This is a genomic window from Hyphomonas sp. CY54-11-8 (assembly GCF_000682735.1).
Taxonomy (GTDB): domain Bacteria; phylum Pseudomonadota; class Alphaproteobacteria; order Caulobacterales; family Hyphomonadaceae; genus Hyphomonas.
This window is the reverse complement of sequence record NZ_AWFD01000002.1, coordinates 1-16,491: the sequence shown is the minus strand read 5'-3', so window position 1 is coordinate 16,491 and position 16,491 is coordinate 1. Positions and strand designations below refer to the sequence as shown.

The following is a 16,491-nucleotide window of genomic DNA, read 5'->3' as shown; positions in this document are numbered from 1 at the left end:
AACTGCCGGACGATGGCCCCTCTTCCCCCGGCTCATTCCGGAGTACCAAGGACCGCATCCCTGTCCATGAAGGCGGCTGTAAAGCCTATCTGGCAAGGAATTTCAATAGCTTGCGCACACGCGGTGTCACCTTTAGGCACGGCGAAAATTTCGGGAGAATCGCCGATGATCAAACTCGCTTTCATTTTTCCTGGCCAGGGCAGCCAGGAAATCGGCATGGGCAAGACCCTGGCCGATGCCTATCCGGCCGCCCGTGAGGTGTTCCAGACCGTCGATGAGGCGCTCGGCCAGAAGCTGTCGGACCTGATGTGGAATGGCACGATTGAAGAGCTGACGCTCACGGCAAACACCCAGCCCGCTCTGATGAGCCATTCGCTGGCTGCCATGAAGGCTCTGGAGGCCGAATTCGGCATTTCCGCAAAGGACGCCGCCTTTGTGGCTGGCCATTCGCTAGGCGAATATTCGGCGCTGGCTGCAGCAGGATCGCTGACCATCGCCGATACGGCACGTCTGCTGCGCATTCGCGGTAATGCCATGCAGTCGGCCGTCCAGCCCGGTGAAGGCGCCATGGCGGCGCTTCTGGGCGCCGATGTGGCGCAGGCCGAAGCCGCTTGTGCCGCTGGCCGGGAGGCAGGTGGGGCGTGCGAACTGGCGAACGACAACGCACCAGGCCAGCTGGTGCTGTCCGGCTCCAAATCCGCAATCGACGCGGCTTGTGAGTGGGCGAGGGCCAATGGCGTGAAGAAGGCAATGCCGCTGAACGTGTCCGCGCCGTTCCACTGCTCGCTGATGCAGCCTGCGGCGGACGCCATGGCCGAAGCGTTGGCCAGCACCGATATCAAGGCGCCGGTCGTTCCGGTCGTCGCCAACGTTTCCGCGGCGCCGGTCACCGATCCGGAAACGATCCGTCAAAACCTCGTCGCTCAAGTCACTGGCCGCGTGCGCTGGACCGAGAGCGTGCAGTTCATGGTGGCTGAAGGCGTCGACACAACGGGCGAAGTTGGCAACGGTAAAGTGTTGACGGTCATGCAGCGCCGCATCGAAAAATCACTGAACGGCTTCACCCTCGGTTCGCCTGAGGATCTGGAAGCCTTCGCACAAGCCTTGAAGGGATAATCCCATGTTCACACTCTCCGGCCGTACGGCCCTCGTTACGGGCGCTTCCGGCGGCATCGGCAGCGCGATTGCGAAAGCCCTGTCTGAAGCCGGCGCGAAAGTCGTCCTGTCCGGTACGCGTGAAGGCGTGCTGAATGAGGTGGCGGCGACTCTGCCCGGCGAAAGCGCTGTGGTGACCTGCAACCTGTCCGACCCGGAGGCCGTTGATGGCCTCGCTGCAAAGGCGGAAGAGGTGATCGGGCCGCTCGACATCCTCGTCGCGAATGCTGGTATCACGCGCGACAAGCTGCTGATGCAGATGAAGGATGACGACTGGAACGATGTCATCAACGTCAATCTTGGCTCCTATTACCGCCTGACCAAGAGTGTCGTGCGGGGCATGATGAAGCGCCGCCACGGCCGCATTATCGGCATCACGTCTGTCGTTGGCGTGACCGGTAATCCGGGGCAGACGAACTATTGCGCGTCCAAGGCGGGCATGATCGGCTTCACCAAATCGCTGGCTCAGGAAGTCGCGAGCCGCGGCATTACGGCTAACGCGATCGCGCCCGGCTTCATCGAATCGCCGATGACGGATGTGCTGCCTGAAGCGCAGAAGAGTTCGCTTCTCGGGAGAATTCCGGCCGGCCGGCTGGGACAGGGTGGCGATATTGCTGCAGCTGCTGTGTATCTGGCTTCGGACGAAGCCGCTTACGTTACGGGGCAGACGCTGCACGTAAATGGCGGTATGGCCATGATCTGATAGGCACAGTTCACAGCTATACAAGGGCTTGGCGGCTCGGATAACTGTGTGCTAGGCGCAACACAATGGTTCGGATTTCGGGCCATTCCTCAGGCATTTAAGAGAGGTAAGCATGTCTGACGTTCTTGAACGTGTTAAGAAAATCGTTGTCGACAATCTCGACGTGGAAGGTGACAAGGTCGTCGAAAGCGCGAGCTTCATCGACGATCTGGGCGCAGACTCGCTGGACCTCGTCGAGCTGGTCATGGCTTTTGAGGAAGAGTTCAATATCGAAATCCCGGACGATGTGCAGGAATCCATCCGCACTGTCGGCGACGCCGTGACCCATATCAAGGCTCACATTTAAGACATCCTGGACAGGAGGGGTCTCCATGTCTGACCGCCGCGTCGTCATTACTGGCATTGGTATCGTGTCGCCGCTCGCGGCGACACGCGAGGCCACTTGGGAACGTTTGCTTGCCGGGAAGTCCGGGGCCGGACGTATCGATACGTTCGATCCTGAGGATATGCCCTGCAAGATCGCTTTCCAGGTGCCATGGGTGACTGGCCGTGGTGGCGGAGAGGGGGACCCCGAAGCGTTCGATTCGGAAAAATTCGTCTCCAAGAAAGAGATGCGCCGGATCGACGAGTTCATTCTCTACGCCCTCGCGGCGGCAGAGGAGGCTGTCGAAGACGCCAATTGGCGGCCCGAAAATGAAGAAGAGAAGGAACGCACAGGCGTCCTGATCGGATCGGGCATCGGCGGTCTTGAATCCATCTACGATACGGCCATCACGCTGCACGAGCACGGTCCGCGCAAGGTGAGTCCGTTCTTCATTCCTTCGGCCCTGATCAACCTCGCCTCCGGCCAGGTCTCGATCAAATACGGGTTCAAGGGACCGAATCATTCGGTCGTGACGGCCTGCGCCACGGGTGCCCACGCCATCGGGGACTCGTCCCGCCTCATCAAGTATGGCGACGCCGATGTGATGATCGCAGGTGGCTCCGAAGCCGTGATCGGCCGTATTGGCATTGCCGGTTTCTGCGCCGCCAAGGCCATGTCGACCAATTTCAATGACACGCCCGAAAAAGCTTCGCGTCCCTATGACAAGGACCGTGACGGCTTCGTCATGGGTGAAGGTGCAGCTGTCCTGGTGCTTGAAGAGTATGAGCACGCCAAGGCCCGCGGCGCGAAGATCTACGCTGAAGTGTCCGGCTATGGCCTGACCGGCGACGCTTACCACATCACGGCCCCTGCCGAAGGTGCTGAAGGTGGCTACCGCGCCATGAAAATGGCGCTCAAGAATTCCGGCATCGATCCGACCGAAATCGACTACGTCAACGCACACGGTACCTCGACGCCGAAAGGTGACGAAGGCGAAGCGGGCGCAGTCGAGCGTGCATTTGGCGATCATGCGAAAAACATGTCCATGTCATCGACCAAATCAGCGGTTGGGCACTTGCTCGGCGCCGCTGGTGCGATCGAAAGCGCCTTCTGTGCGCTGGCTATTCGTGACCAGGTGATGCCGCCGACGCTGAACCTCGATAATCCGAGCTTCGAGACGGTGATCGACCTCATCCCGCACAAGGCCAAGAAGGGCCGGGTGCGTGCCGCTATGTCGAACAGCTTCGGCTTTGGTGGAACAAACGCCAGCCTCGTTCTGCGCGAGGTGAAGTAAGTCCCTTTCCGGAGTCCTGCACCCCGCTTAGGCTGCGGTGCAGGAAACCCGCTGATTGAGGCTGCGCATGAAATTCCTAAAGGGCCTGCTGTCGCTCATAGTCCTTGCCCTCGTCATAGGCGGGGCCGCAGCCGGTGCTGGCTGGGTCTGGATGCAGGATGCGCTGAACCGCGATGGACCGCTGGCTGAAGATGTCGTGTTCCATGTTGAACCGGGCGAAGGCCTTGCCAGCGTCGCGGTACGACTGGAACAGGAAGGCATCATTCGCGATGCGAAGCTGATCCGCCTCAAGGCGAAGCTCGAGAATACCGAAACGGATATAAAAACCGGCGAGTTCAAGATCGAGCGTGGCGCCAGCATGGTCGAAGTGCTGCACACGCTGATCGAGGGCAAGGGTGTCCTCTACAAGATCACCTTGCCCGAAGGCCGTACTACGGCGCAGCTCCTGAAAGTGATTGAGGCAGATCCGGTTCTGGTTGGCGACATGCCGGAGCAAGACATCCCGGAAGGCTCGCTCCTTCCGGATACGTATTTGTTCGATCGCGGCATGACACGCGCTGAGATGATCAAGCTGATGCAGGACAAGCAGACAGAACTGCTGGAAGATCTGTGGCCGAAACGCGATCCGGATATTCCGGTAAAAACCCCGTATGAAGCCGTCATTCTTGCGTCCGTCGTGGAGAAGGAAACCGGTCTTGTAGAGGAGCAGCCAGAGATTGCGGCTCTGTTCACGACCCGTCTGAAACGCGGCATGCGGCTGGAGAGCGATCCCACGATCATTTACGGCGTTTCGCGCGGTGAGCCGCTGTACAATTCTAAGGGACAACGGCGCACGCTCCGCCGTTCCGAGATCGACACAAAGACCGACTGGAACACCTACCAGATCGACGGATTGCCAAAGACACCAATCTGCAACCCAGGGCGCGGGGCGATCGAGGCAGTCCTGAACCCACCGCATACGGAATACATATTCTTCGTCGCAGACGGCAAGGGCGGGCACCTCTTCGCCAAGACGCTGGCGGAGCACAATCGCAACGTGGCCGCCTATCGCGCCTATGAGCGAAAAGAAATCGCACGGGAGCGGGCAGCGGAATGAGTGTACTTTCGGGGATGACTGGCTTTGCCCGCGTGGCGGGTGAAGCCGAGTGGGGAAGCTGGGCCTGGGAAGCGAAAAGCGTCAATGGCCGCGGGCTGGACGTGCGCGTGAATTATCCGCCGGGAATGGAAGCGCTGGAACGCGCTGTCAAATCGGCTGCAACGAAATTCTTCAAGCGGGGATCCCTTCAGGTCGCACTACGGATTGAACTCGCAAGCGGCGCTGACACGACGACGATCAATAACGCGCTTCTGGATGCGCTGGCCGCTGCCGTCGAGAAGCGGACTGGTACCGCTTTGTCAGGCGATGTGTTCGCCAGCCTGATGAATGTGAAAGGGGTCGTGGAGCCAGGGGCTTCAAACCTGCGTGATCTGGCGGGAGATGACGCGGTCATCAAGCTTTTGGCCAGTGCCGGCGAGGACGCGTTGCAGGCACTGCAAGTCGAGCGGCAGCGCGAGGGCGGTGTCCTGTCGGAGTTGCTGGAGGGCCTTGTGGCCGGCATGGAAGCGCACTGGCGCGAAGCTGGGGAGCTTGCCGCGTCGCAGCCTGCCTTGCTCAAGGAGCGCCTGACGAAGCAGCTGGACGAGCTGGATCCGGGGGGGCGGGTCGACAAGGACCGGATGGCCGCCGAAATCGCGCTGAGCGCCGCCAAGGCGGACGTGCGCGAGGAACTCGACCGGCTGAGCGCGCATTTCGCCTCTGCGAGAGAACTGCTCGCAGGCGGCTCTCCTGTTGGCCGGAAACTGGACTTCCTGGCTCAGGAACTGAACCGCGAAGCCAACACGCTCTGCTCGAAATCCATCAGCCTCGATTTGACGAATGCGGGACTCGGTCTCAAAGGACTAATCGACCAGTTCAAGGAGCAGGCCGCCAATGTCGAATAGCGGACACCCCAAAGACAGCGGCAAGCGCCGCGGCCTCATGCTGGTCCTGTCCAGCCCTTCGGGTGCCGGCAAGACGACGCTCGCCCGCAAGCTGATCGACGAGTTCCACGATGTGAAGCTTTCCGTCTCGGCCACGACACGCACGCCGCGTCCGGGCGAGGAAGACGGAAAGGATTATTTCTTCCGCAGCATCGAAGAGTTTCACGACATGATCGAGCGGCGCGAATTTCTCGAATGGGCGCATGTCTTCGACAAGTATTATGGCACTCCGAAGGCCGACACGGTCGCGCGCCTGGAGGCCGGGGAAGATGTTCTTTTCGATGTCGACTGGCAGGGCGCCGATGCGCTGCATGACCAGATGCCGAATGATGTGGTCTCAGTGTTCATCCTGCCGCCCAGTATCAGCGCGCTGGAGCAGCGCCTGGCCGCTCGGCCGGGCTCGACACCCGAGATCGTCACCCGGCGTATGGAAGACGCCAAGCGGGAGATCATGCATTGGCGGCGGTATGACTATGTCATCGTCAATGAAGACCTTGAAGTCGCTTATCAGCGGCTGCGTCGGATCCTGCTGGTCGAGCGTCTGAAGCGCTTGCGCCAGCTGGACCTCGAAAACCATGTCCGTCGCCTGTTGGGTGAGGCCTGAACCAGAACAGAGCTTGACTTGCACGCGCCATTGACGACGCTCGAAGGTAGTGCGGCGTTTCCACAATCCTACAGGGCCCCTGAATGACTGACCCCGGTGATCCGAAGCCAGACCTGCCAGAACGCGCCCCGGCGCGGCCTGTATGGCTTTTCTGGCTGATCCCTATGGCGGCGCTTGTTGGAATTGTCTGGTTTGTCCTGAGGGGCGACAGATCGCCGGAAGCTGCGGCGGGAGAGGCGGCGGTGACTTCAGAAGCAACCGACACCCAATGAAAAAACCCCGCAGCAGGCGCTGCGGGGTTTTTCTTTGTTCGGATTGTCAGAAGGATCAGGCCTTCGACATCGCCTCTTCAAAGTTCTGGGCGACTTTCTCGATGAAGCCTTCGGTCGTCAGGTAGCCCTGATCCGGGCCGACCAGCAGGGCGAGGTCTTTCGTCATGAAGCCGGCTTCGACGGTTTTCACGATGGTCGCTTCCAGCGTCTGGGCGAACTTGCGCACTTCCGGCGTACCGTCCATCCGGCCGCGATGATCGAGGCCTTGGGTCCAGGCGTAAATCGAGGCGATCGAGTTGGTCGACGTCGCTTCGCCTTTCTGGTGGTTGCGGTAGTGGCGCGTCACGGTGCCGTGAGCCGCTTCAGCTTCGACCGTATTGCCATCCGGGCTCATCAGCACGGAAGTCATCAGGCCAAGCGAACCGTAGCCCTGGGCAACGGTGTCAGACTGGACGTCGCCGTCATAGTTCTTACAAGCCCAGACATAGCCGCCAGACCATTTCATCGCCGCTGCCACCATGTCGTCGATCAGGCGGTGCTCATAGGTGCCGCCGAATTCTGCGAACTTGTCAGCGAACTCAGTGTCGAAAACTTCCTGGAAGATGTCCTTGAAGCGGCCGTCATAGGCTTTGAGGATGGTGTTCTTGGTGGAGAGGTATACCGGCCACTTGCGCTGCAGGCCATAGTTCATGCTGGCGCGGGCGAAGTCACGGATCGACTCGTCGAGGTTGTACATGCCCATCGCGATGCCGGAGCTCGGGAAGTCGAACACTTCGAATTCCTTGGAGTCGGAACCGTCTTCGGCTTCCCACTTCATGGTCAGCTTGCCTTTGCCCGGCACGAGGAAGTCGGTGGCCTTGTACTGGTCGCCGAAGGCGTGACGGCCGACAACAACCGGCTTCGTCCAGCCCGGCACGAGGCGCGGGATGTTCGAGATCACGATCGGCTCGCGGAACACAACGCCGCCGAGGATGTTGCGGATTGTGCCGTTCGGCGAACGCCACATCTTCTTCAGGCCGAATTCTTCCACGCGGGCTTCGTCCGGCGTGATCGTTGCACACTTCACAGCCACGCCATATTGCTTGGTGGCGTTGGCGGCGTCGATGGTGATCTGGTCGTCGGTTTCGTCGCGCTTCTGAATCGACAGGTCGTAGTACTTCAGGTCGACGTCCAGGTAGGGGTGGATCAGCTTGTCCTTGATAAGCTGCCAGATGATGCGGGTCATTTCGTCCCCGTCCATCTCGACGATCGGGTTCTTGACCTTGATTTTCGCCATATTTGGAAGTCCTTGCGCTTGTAATTGTCTGGCAGGCCTATAGCAGAGCCCGGGCAGGCGTCAAAACAGGTTACGACATGGCAGATCACCGCAGTCCGGCCATCATTCTCCACTCGCCCCAATTGGGTGAAAATATCGGCGCTGCTGCCCGTGTCATGCGCAACTTTGGTCTGACGGATCTGCGCCTTGTGACGCCCCGCGACGGCTGGCCGAATCCCGCCGCGGACACGATGTCGGCCGGTGCCTTTGAGGCGGGCGTGACGGTGTCTGTGCATGAAACACTGCAGGATGCGCTGGAAGGTATCACCTGGCTCGCCGCGGCGACGGCGCGGCTGCGGGGGATCGAGAAGCGGGTGGGCGATGCGCAGGATGCGGCCGACGTCGCGCACCAGCGGCTCGGCACCGGGAAATCGGCCATCATGTTCGGGGCGGAGAAGTCCGGCCTGCCGAATGATGCCGTGGCGGTCTCCGATTTCCTGATGACCTATCCGGTCGATGTGGATTTCAAGAGCCTGAACCTCGCTCAGGCCGTCTGCGTGTTCTGCGCGGAGTGGGGGAAGCTCGCCATCGGGCCACGTGCCGACGAGGGGGATAACAAGGCCGGCCTCGGTGATCTCGCCCCGCGTGACGAGCTTTACCGCATGTTCGAGCACTTCGAGGAAGAGCTTGAAAGAGCAGGATATTTCTTCCCGCCTGAGAAGACTCCGCTGATGAAAGACAACCTCCGCGCGGCCCTCATCCGGGCGGACTGGACGCGGCAGGAAGTGCAGACCTTCCGGGGCGCGATCAAGGCGCTGGCGCTCGGCCGGGGCAAGGCGCGGGTGATCCGTGACGACTGATCGCGTCGCTGTCATCGGCTCCGGCCCGGCTGGCCTGATGGCCGCTGAAGTGCTGTCGGAAGCCGGGGTGGGCGTCGACGTCTACGAGGCGATGCCGAGCGCCGGGCGCAAATTCCTGATGGCCGGAAAAAGCGGACTGAACATATCCCATACCGGATCAGGTCATGACTTCCTCATGCGATTCCGTGACTATAGCGGACTATTCCCTGACCATATCGGAGCTTTCGGACCGGACGAGGTGACCCGCTGGATGGAAGACCTCGGCATGCCGGCGCATGTCGGCCCGACGGGGCGAATCTTCCCCCAGTCGATGAAGGCCTCCCCGTTGCTCCGCGCCTGGCTGAGGCGGCTCTCGGAGCAGGGCGTGCGACTCCATCTCAAACACCGCTGGACCGGTTGGACGCAGGAGGGGGCGCTGTCCTTCGATACGCCCGAAGGCGAGTTGATCGTGCCACCTGCAGCGATAGTGTTCGCGCTCGGCGGCGGCAGTTGGCGCCGGCTGGGATCGGATGGCGCATGGGCCAGCCTGTTCGACCAGGCGGGAATCGAAGTGGCGCCATTCCGGCCTTCGAATTGCGGGTTTACCGTGGACTGGTCAGACCGGATGCGGGAGCAATTTGCAGGCGCGCCGGTCAAAGGTGTGAAGCTCTCTGCAGGCGGACAGGCGACGCGCGAGGAGTTTGCGGTCACGGCGCGCGGCGTGGAGAGCGGGGGCGTCTACACACTCTCGGCCGCTCTTGGCGACGAAATCGAAGCCAAAGGCAGCGCCACGCTGTGGCTGGACCTGCTGCCGGACCTGGACGTGGCGGAGACGGCGCGGCGGCTCGCGGCGGCCCCGGCGAAGCAGTCGTTTTCCAACCGGCTCCGCAAGGCGCTCAAGATCACGGGCGTGAAAGCAGCTCTGTTGTTCGAATGCGCAGATCGGGAAACGCTAAACGATCCGGCCCGCGCGGCGGAAGCGATCAAGGCGCTGCCGCTGAAGCTGACGGGGACGGTGCCTGTGGACGAGGCGATTTCGACGGCGGGCGGCGTTGCGTGGAATGCGCTGGACGAGCAGCTGATGCTGAAAGCAAAACCCGGCCATTTCTGCGCAGGCGAGATGATCGCGTGGGATGCGCCGACGGGCGGCTATCTGATCACGGCCTGCATGGCGACGGGCCGGGCGGCCGGACGCGGCGTGCTTGACTGGCTCGCACGCCGCGCCACGGAATAGTCCGGATTACTTGCCCTTCCAGACGGGGGCGCGTTTTTCGATGAAGGCTTTCGGGCCTTCCTTGAAGTCTTCGGTTCCGACGATGCTGGCAAAGGCCTTGCCGCTGTCTTTCCAGAGCTCTTCGTCGGTCTTGCTGGTGGCCTCGATGGCGACTGACCGGCTGGCGGCGACGGCAAGCGGCGCATTGGCCGTGATGCGGGCGGCGAGCTTTTCAGCTTCGGCCATCACTTCGGCTTCCGGGGCAACCTTGTTGACCATTCCAAGCTCATAAGCGCGCTGGGCCGGCAGCGGATCACCCGTCAGGATGACTTCGAGTGCCATCGACTTGCCGATGACGCGCGGCAGCCGGAACAGGCCGCCAGCGCCAGCGACGAGCGAGCGCTTCACTTCCGGCAGACCGAAATTCGTATCGTCTGCGCAGATGATCATGTCGCAGGAAAGAGCCACTTCCGTGCCGCCGGCGAGCGCGGAGCCCGTGATGGCCGCGATCAGAGGCTTGGTGCGCTCACGTTTTGCAATGCCTGCAAAGCCTCCTTTCTTGGTTGAAAGGGCGGCGCCATTGCCAGCCGAGATTTCTTTCAGGTCCGCACCGGCGCAGAAGGCCTTGCCGACGGCGGTGAGAATGCCCACCCACACTTCCGGATCGGATTCCATCTGGTCGAGCGCGGCTTCCATCGTCTGGGCCATTTCGCCATTGATGGCATTGCGGGCTTCCGGGCGATTCATTGTGATGATGGCGACGTGGCCCTTTTTTTCATATTCGACTGGCATATGGCTTCACTCCCTGATGCACATGTTGACTCGTTGCGGGCGAAGTAAACGCGTTGACGCTGCGTCCGCGCAAGGCCTGCCAAGGATGTGATTTTTGTGCGGGTGCGAAGGCGATTTTCCGCTTGGCAAACCTTGGGGAAGCCCCTCCAGCATATCGGCATGGAACTGAATCTGAGCCCCGAATACGAAGCCTTCCGGCAGGACGTGAACCGTATCCTGACGGAAAATTCCCATCTTGCCCCCGGGCCGGAAGACAGAGGGATGAAACATCCCAAGCGTCTCGCCTGGCAGAAATTCCTGATCGAGAACGGGCTGACAGCCCGAACCATCCCGAAGGAATATGGAGGATACGGCGCTGAGCCGGACTTGCTGAAGTCCCGGATCATTGCGGAAGAGTTTGCCCGCACGGGTATCGCCCGGCCAATGGGCGGGCAGGGTATCTCCATGCTGGTGCCGACCCTGCTAGAACTCGGCACGCCGGAGCAGAAGGAAGCCTACATTCGTCCAACGCTGTATGGTGAGATGATCTGGTGCCAGGGGTATTCAGAGCCGGGCGCAGGATCGGACCTTGCTGCGGTGCGCACGGCAGCGGTGGAAGACGGCGACGATTTCATCATCAACGGCCAGAAAATCTGGACCTCCACCGCAAAGCAGGCGGACATGATTTTCTGCCTTGTACGGACGGACCCGGACGCGAAGAAGCACGAAGGTATCAGCTATGTCCTGTTCTCCATGGAGACTCCGGGCATTGAAGTGCGGCCGCTGGTCGACATGACCGAGAACGCGAACTTCAACGAAGTGTTCTTCACCGATGTGCGCGTGCCGCAGAGCGGGATCGTGTTCGAGAAGAACAAGGGCTGGCAGGTGGCAAACGCCACGCTGACACATGAACGCGGCATGCTGGGTGATCCGAATGCCACCAAGGCGCGGTTCCTTGAACTCGTCGAACTGATGAAGGCCGAGACGCTGAATGGCGAACGCCTGATCGATAACCCGTTGCTGCGCGACCGGCTGATCAAGCTGCAAGGCGAAGTCTATGCGATGCAGGCGAACGGCCTGCGCGTGACGACGGCCAGCCTGAAGCGGGAAAGCGCAGGCCTCGCGGGCCTGATCGTCAAGCTGCAGGGCTGTGAACTCAATCACCAGATTGCCGGCCTCGCCATCGACGCGCTGGGCGAGCTTGGTATTCTCTATGGCGAGGGAGACCATCTGAGAGCGGATGGGTCCTGGCAATGGCGCTACATGTATGACCTCGGCCTGATCATTGGCGGCGGCACGGCGCAGATCCAGAAGAACATCATCTCCGAACGCGGCCTCGGCATGCCGCGCGAACCCAAGCCGGCAAAGGTGTAAGTCATGGAATTCGCACTCTCAGAAGACCAGCGTATGCTGCAGGATTCGATCAGCGGATTCCTGAAGGACAACGCGTCCCTCGACACGATCCGTAAGATTGCCGATGGCAATGCGGAGGCGAAAGCTGGACTGGATGCCGGCCTCGCGGAAATGGGCATCATGGGCTTGTACGTCCCAGAGGCGATGGGCGGTTCCGGCCTTGGCTTGCTGGAAGCCTGCCTTGTGCAGGAAGCGTTGGGCTACACTGTCGCGCCTTCCGGCTTCCTGGCGGCGACGGTTGCGGCGGACCTGCTGGCGAAGGATCAGGCAACTTATGCCAGCGGCATTGCGGATGGAGAGAAGGTGTTTGGCCTGGCCCTGACAGAGCTGGCCTCGCGCCGCGATGGTTCGGGTGTGACGGCTGACAATGGCCGCCTCAGCGGCACCAGCCTGCTCGCCGATGTGCCGACTGGCGCGACACATGTTCTGGTCGCGGACACGAGTGGCGCCTGTCACGTGGCCAGTGGCTGGTCCGCCAAGCCGATGCGCACGATTGACCGGACACGTACGTTCCAGGAACTCGCCTTCGACGGCGTCGCTGCGGAAGCCAGCACACAATCCGACCCGTCAGCGCTGGCGGTTGCTCGTCTGTTGGTCGCTGCGGATACGCTGGGCGCGGCTCAGGCGATGATCGACAAGGCGGTGGAGTATGCGAAAGAGCGAAAGCAGTTCGGCCGTGTCATTGGGTCGTTCCAGGCGGTGAAGCATCTCTGTGCTGAAATGGCTGCGAAGCTGGAGCCTGCTCGGGCCCTCGTCTGGCACGCGGCCTATGCGATGGACACGAAGGACCCGGAAGCGCTGGTCATGGCAAACCTCGCAAAGGCGCACCTCGCCGAAGTCGGCACGTTCGTCGCGAAGACCGCGACCGAAGTGCATGGCGGCATGGGCTTCACGGACCTTCTGGGTCTGCACTACTGGTTCAAACGCATCGGCGTGAACCGGCAGCTGTTCGGCAGCCCGGAACAGGTGCGTCAGACCGCGGCGGAGCTGCAGGGCCTGGTCGCCGCCTGATCAGATGCGCTCCGTCAGGCCTGACGGCGCAGGATCGTTTCCGGTTCTGCGCACAGGGCCTGCATGGGATTTTGCCGGAAACAGAGATGGTCTTCCGCGTCCAGCAACCCGCGAAGCCAATCGAGCACGTTGACGCAGCGCTCCAGCTGGCGGGAACGTTCCGGGAAGGACAACCTGATGTCCGCCCGGGCTTCCGGTATGGCGCAGATGCGCTGAAGGTCCGGATGTGCGGCTTCCACAAATGTGGGGAGTGCACATAGCGCTGCGCCGCTGCGGCATTCCGCGAGCACGGCGGCGAGGCTGTTCGAAACGGGCGAGCGCTGGCAGAACTGACGCAGGGCAGCCGAATGTGCACCGGGACTCGACGAGGCGGCATAACAAATTGTTCTGGGAAATGGTGCCCGGGGGCGGAATCGAACCACCGACACGCGGATTTTCAATCCGCTGCTCTACCCCTGAGCTACCCGGGCGGGCCGTGGGGAAGGGCGCTATCTAACGGAGCCCTGCGGGCTTGTCCATGCCGATTTCAGTCTTCTGCTGACATATCCCCGGCCTCGCCAGGACGGGGGGAGTCCTCGTCGTCAGTCACCGGCGGTCCGGGAATGGCGTAACCTTCATTGAGCCACCTGCCGAGGTCCACATCGGCGCAGCGTTTGGAGCAGAAAGGCCGGTACTCAGCGGAGACCGGTTTCTTGCGGCATTGGGCGCATTTCGGTTGGCGTTTCTCGGGGGGCACAGGCTGGCTCATGGGATTACGGAGACAAGTGGGGATTTCGGATCGGTCGAGTTGTAAGTGAAGCGGTCGCCGTACTTTTCCGCAAGGGCCTGTCTGACAGTCGTGCCCTCACGATTGAGCCATTCGAGTGCATGCTCCGGCAGATCAAGACGAAGCTTGTCCATGCGTTTGGCCCGCGCTTCCTGCTCCAGCAACCGGAATCCGTCGAAACAAACAGTTCTCGAATTCTTTTCTCCGGAAGGGGCCAGCAGGCGTTCCGCCATGGGGGTCTCAGCCCATTCGATCGAGGCCTGCAGGAGGCCAAGTTCTGATGGCAGCAGCACCCGGACGCGTTGGCTGGAGATGTCCTGGAAGACCTGGTTGAACCGGTCGCGGACCTGTTTGCCTGCTTCGCGGTTCAGCGGGCTGACGCAGTCCATGACCACGATGCCGCCGAGGTTTCTGAGCCTGATCTGCCGGGCGAGTTCGGCGGCAGCATCCTGATTGACCTTGAGCGCACGGTTCGCCGCCCGTCCCGTGTCAGTCCGGCCGGATGTATCGACATCCACGGCGACGAGCGCGCGGGTGCGTTCCAGGGTGATGTTGCCACCGGCGGGCAGGTTCACGGCATCTGAAATGACCATGTCGAACGCCATGGCAACCGTGTGGTCACCCGGCTCGACTTGCTCTATCTGAGCTGAGTCCCAGGGCTTGAGAGAGGAGAATTCGGGCGTCTGGTCGGCAAGGCCCACCCGGGCGAGCTTGCTGCCCTCACGGGGTTCGGCGACGACCCGCAATTCGAGCGATTGGCCCTCCGTCAGTCCGTGGCCTTCTTTAAGTCGGAGGAAAGCTTCACCGGCCCTATTGTCCAACTCGATGAAGCCGCCGCCCTGTCCAAGCGCAATTGCGCGTAGGCGCCCCGTTACCGTCTTGCCGAGCTGAACGGGCCTGTCTTCTGTCAGGCGGGAAAGGCGGACCGAAACCGGGCGGCCCGTTTCATCCAGCGCAACTTCACGCGTTTCCGCGGCGCATACTTCCTGAAGAATGCGAGCCGCGGGCATGTCCTCAACCGAGTTCCTTGATGAGGGCAGTCGTCACCGGGTCGTCTGCGGCGGTATCACCTGCCAGCGCCGGTTTCAGGCGGGTGGCCATTGTCTTGCCGCGCTCGACGCCCCATTGGTCGAACGGGTTCAGGCCCCAGAGTTTGCCGGCGAAATAGGTCCGGTGCTCGTAGAGGGCCACGAGACTGCCGAAGGCTTCCGGACCGAACGCCTTGTGGTGCAGGAAGGAAGACGCCCGGCCGCCCACATGGACTTTCTGTTTCGCCACGGCCTCGGAGAGGTCGGGCTCTTCAGCTTTCACCTCTTCCAGCGAGCGTCCATTGGCCAAGACTTCAGCCTGCGCCAGCGCGTGGGCCGTAAGGGCAGTGATGCCTTCCGGGTCGCGGTCGAAATCCGGTGCGAGAATGAATTCGCAGGGCACGTTTTGAGACCCCTGATGCAGCCATTGGTGATAGGAGTGTTGCCCGACGGAGCCTTCACCGCCCCACAAAGCAGGTGCTGTGGCGTAGGGCGCTGGCGTGCCAGCCGGACCGACAGTCTTTCCGTTCGATTCCATTTCCAGCTGCTGCAGATAGGTCGGCAGCATACGAAGCCGATGGGAATAGGCGAGCATGACCCGCATACTGCGTTCCACGAATGAGGCATTCCAGAAGTCGAGCAGGGCGAGGCGCATCGGCAGGTTTTCGGCGAGCGGTGTGGTGCGCGTGTGCGCATCCATGTCGGCCGCGCCTTTGAGGATCGCTTCGAACGTGCCGGCTTTCAGGTAGATCATGCAGGCCAGCGACGCAGCCGACCACAGCGAGAAACGCCCGCCGACAGACAGCGGCATGTCGAAAAGATAGCCGTCATTCCCGGCGAACCAGGCTTTTGCCCGTTCGGGATTAGCTGTCACGAGCGCGATCTGGCGGCTGGCTTCGGCGCCGAGAGAGGCTTCCATCCATTTGCGGGCCCGGCCGAGATTGTAGAGTGTCTCTTCCGTGCCGAATGATTTCGAGACACCGATAACCAGGGTTGTTGCCGGGTCTAGGCCGGTCAGGGCGTGTTCCAGATCCCACGGGTCAACATTGGCGCAGAAGCGCAGGTCGATGCCAGGGGCAGCGAGGTCTGTAAATGCATCCGCGACCAGGCGGGGACCGAAATCCGATCCGCCAATTCCGATGTGAAGCACGGCCTTGTAGGGCGTGCCTGCGATAGTCCGGATTTCTCCCTCCTGAACCCGCCGGGCAAACTCAAGGGCAGGTAGCACGCTCTGGCGGACGGTTTCGGCTTCTCCGGAAAGCGGCGCTTGTGCACGCAGCGCCCAATGCAGGGCCGGGCGGTTCTCCGATGGGTTCACGATGTCACCATCGAACAGAGACGCGGCCGCTGCTTCCAGCCCTGCCGTCTCACCATGGGCGAGCAAAGCGGCGTCTGCTTCTGCGTTCAGGTGCTGGCGGGAAAGGTCCGCCGTCCAGCCAGCAGCGGACAGTGCAGACCGACCGGCCCGGGCCGTTGCAAGGTCCTTCAGAGACGCGGCCTTGAGGGATGCGGCGAGGGAACCTAGATCAGCGCTCATATGGCGGGTCCTTTCCGTTGCTGGAAGTCACGGATTACCCATGGTTCGGCGCTGGGCGCAAGATGTGGTCCGGATAGGTGCAGCCGAACGCAAATGTGCGCTTGAATCCCTCGCCACACATGGGTATGAGGCCCGTTTAACAGGCCGCCGGCCTGGTTTGGTATCCCGTCCGGTGGGCCGGACAGAACACAAATTCAAGGAGAGGCCCGATGGGCAAGGCAAAGTTTGAGCGTAACAAGCCGCACGT

The 16,491-nt window shown here is 61.7% G+C and carries 18 protein-coding genes and 1 tRNA gene; 12 read left to right on the top strand and 7 right to left on the bottom strand.

Annotation, left to right across the window (positions count from 1 at the left end):
- The first annotated feature begins 168 nt into the window (after positions 1-168).
- The 8 genes from fabD (at position 169) to HY17_RS03480 (ending at position 6,411) form a co-directional block, all read left to right on the top strand.
- Positions 169-1,116: an ACP S-malonyltransferase gene (gene fabD, locus HY17_RS03515; protein ID WP_155843524.1), complete on the top strand. Its 948-nt coding sequence runs from the start codon at positions 169-171 to the stop codon at positions 1,114-1,116.
- A gap of 4 nt (positions 1,117-1,120) precedes the next feature.
- The gene (gene fabG, locus HY17_RS03510) at positions 1,121-1,858 is read left to right on the top strand and encodes a 3-oxoacyl-[acyl-carrier-protein] reductase (protein WP_034762763.1); all 738 of its coding nucleotides are present in this window, start codon (positions 1,121-1,123) and stop codon (positions 1,856-1,858) included.
- Between the two features lie 112 nt (positions 1,859-1,970).
- Positions 1,971-2,204: an acyl carrier protein gene (locus HY17_RS03505; protein ID WP_034762761.1), complete on the top strand. Its 234-nt coding sequence runs from the start codon at positions 1,971-1,973 to the stop codon at positions 2,202-2,204.
- 25 nt (positions 2,205-2,229) lie between these two features.
- Positions 2,230-3,516 (top strand): beta-ketoacyl-ACP synthase II, encoded by a 1,287-nt coding sequence (gene fabF, locus HY17_RS03500; protein WP_034762747.1) that lies wholly within the window; start codon positions 2,230-2,232, stop codon positions 3,514-3,516.
- 67 nt (positions 3,517-3,583) lie between these two features.
- Positions 3,584-4,612 carry an endolytic transglycosylase MltG gene (gene mltG, locus HY17_RS03495; protein WP_034762743.1) on the top strand — a complete coding sequence of 343 codons (1,029 nt, stop codon included), beginning with the start codon at positions 3,584-3,586 and terminating at the stop codon, positions 4,610-4,612.
- Positions 4,609-5,496 carry a YicC/YloC family endoribonuclease gene (locus tag HY17_RS03490; RefSeq protein WP_034762739.1) on the top strand — a complete coding sequence of 296 codons (888 nt, stop codon included), beginning with the start codon at positions 4,609-4,611 and terminating at the stop codon, positions 5,494-5,496. The genes mltG and HY17_RS03490 overlap by 4 nt, the downstream gene beginning before the upstream one ends.
- Positions 5,486-6,139 carry a guanylate kinase gene (gmk, locus tag HY17_RS03485; protein ID WP_034762737.1) on the top strand — a complete coding sequence of 218 codons (654 nt, stop codon included), beginning with the start codon at positions 5,486-5,488 and terminating at the stop codon, positions 6,137-6,139. Before HY17_RS03490 ends, gmk begins: the two co-directional genes overlap by 11 nt.
- Before the next feature lie 83 nt (positions 6,140-6,222).
- Positions 6,223-6,411: a hypothetical protein gene (locus tag HY17_RS03480; protein ID WP_034762735.1), complete on the top strand. Its 189-nt coding sequence runs from the start codon at positions 6,223-6,225 to the stop codon at positions 6,409-6,411.
- 55 nt (positions 6,412-6,466) lie between these two features.
- On the opposite strand, the gene HY17_RS03475 is transcribed toward HY17_RS03480, so the two are convergent.
- Positions 6,467-7,687, bottom strand: coding sequence for an NADP-dependent isocitrate dehydrogenase (locus HY17_RS03475; RefSeq protein WP_034762732.1), 1,221 nt, complete (start codon positions 7,685-7,687; stop codon positions 6,467-6,469).
- 77 nt (positions 7,688-7,764) lie between these two features.
- On the opposite strand from HY17_RS03475, the gene HY17_RS03470 reads away from it, so the two are divergent.
- Complete coding sequence (locus tag HY17_RS03470) at positions 7,765-8,526, top strand: RNA methyltransferase (RefSeq protein WP_034762730.1); 762 nt, start codon at positions 7,765-7,767, stop codon at positions 8,524-8,526.
- Positions 8,516-9,739, top strand: coding sequence for a TIGR03862 family flavoprotein (locus HY17_RS03465; RefSeq protein ID WP_034762725.1), 1,224 nt, complete (start codon positions 8,516-8,518; stop codon positions 9,737-9,739). The genes HY17_RS03470 and HY17_RS03465 overlap by 11 nt, the downstream gene beginning before the upstream one ends.
- A gap of 6 nt (positions 9,740-9,745) precedes the next feature.
- Here HY17_RS03465 and HY17_RS03460 read toward each other — a convergent pair whose 3' ends face one another.
- Positions 9,746-10,510 (bottom strand): crotonase/enoyl-CoA hydratase family protein, encoded by a 765-nt coding sequence (locus HY17_RS03460; protein ID WP_034762722.1) that lies wholly within the window; start codon positions 10,508-10,510, stop codon positions 9,746-9,748.
- A gap of 159 nt (positions 10,511-10,669) precedes the next feature.
- Between HY17_RS03460 and HY17_RS03455 the strand changes: the two genes are divergently transcribed.
- Both HY17_RS03455 and HY17_RS03450 read left to right on the top strand, forming a co-directional pair.
- Positions 10,670-11,863, top strand: coding sequence for an acyl-CoA dehydrogenase family protein (locus HY17_RS03455; RefSeq protein ID WP_034762719.1), 1,194 nt, complete (start codon positions 10,670-10,672; stop codon positions 11,861-11,863).
- 3 nt (positions 11,864-11,866) lie between these two features.
- The gene (locus tag HY17_RS03450; protein WP_034762716.1) at positions 11,867-12,913 is read left to right on the top strand and encodes an acyl-CoA dehydrogenase family protein; all 1,047 of its coding nucleotides are present in this window, start codon (positions 11,867-11,869) and stop codon (positions 12,911-12,913) included.
- A gap of 14 nt (positions 12,914-12,927) precedes the next feature.
- Here the strand turns inward: HY17_RS03450 and HY17_RS03445 are convergent, their stop codons facing one another.
- The 5 genes from HY17_RS03445 to HY17_RS03430 form a co-directional block, all read right to left on the bottom strand.
- Entirely contained in the window at positions 12,928-13,203 is a 276-nt protein-coding gene (locus HY17_RS03445; RefSeq protein WP_139068947.1) for a hypothetical protein, read from the bottom strand.
- A gap of 105 nt (positions 13,204-13,308) precedes the next feature.
- A tRNA-Phe gene (locus HY17_RS03440) sits at positions 13,309-13,383 on the bottom strand.
- Positions 13,384-13,439: 56 nt separating this feature from the next.
- A complete protein-coding gene (locus HY17_RS19825; RefSeq protein WP_081812956.1) occupies positions 13,440-13,661 on the bottom strand; it encodes a DNA gyrase inhibitor YacG in 222 nt (73 codons plus the stop codon).
- On the bottom strand, positions 13,658-14,689 hold the full coding sequence (locus HY17_RS03435) for a ribonuclease E/G (RefSeq protein ID WP_034762710.1): 1,032 nt from the start codon (positions 14,687-14,689) through the stop codon (positions 13,658-13,660). Before HY17_RS03435 ends, HY17_RS19825 begins: the two co-directional genes overlap by 4 nt.
- A 4-nt stretch (positions 14,690-14,693) precedes the next feature.
- Entirely contained in the window at positions 14,694-16,244 is a 1,551-nt protein-coding gene (locus HY17_RS03430; RefSeq protein WP_034762706.1) for a hypothetical protein, read from the bottom strand.
- Positions 16,245-16,491: the final 247 nt, after the last annotated feature.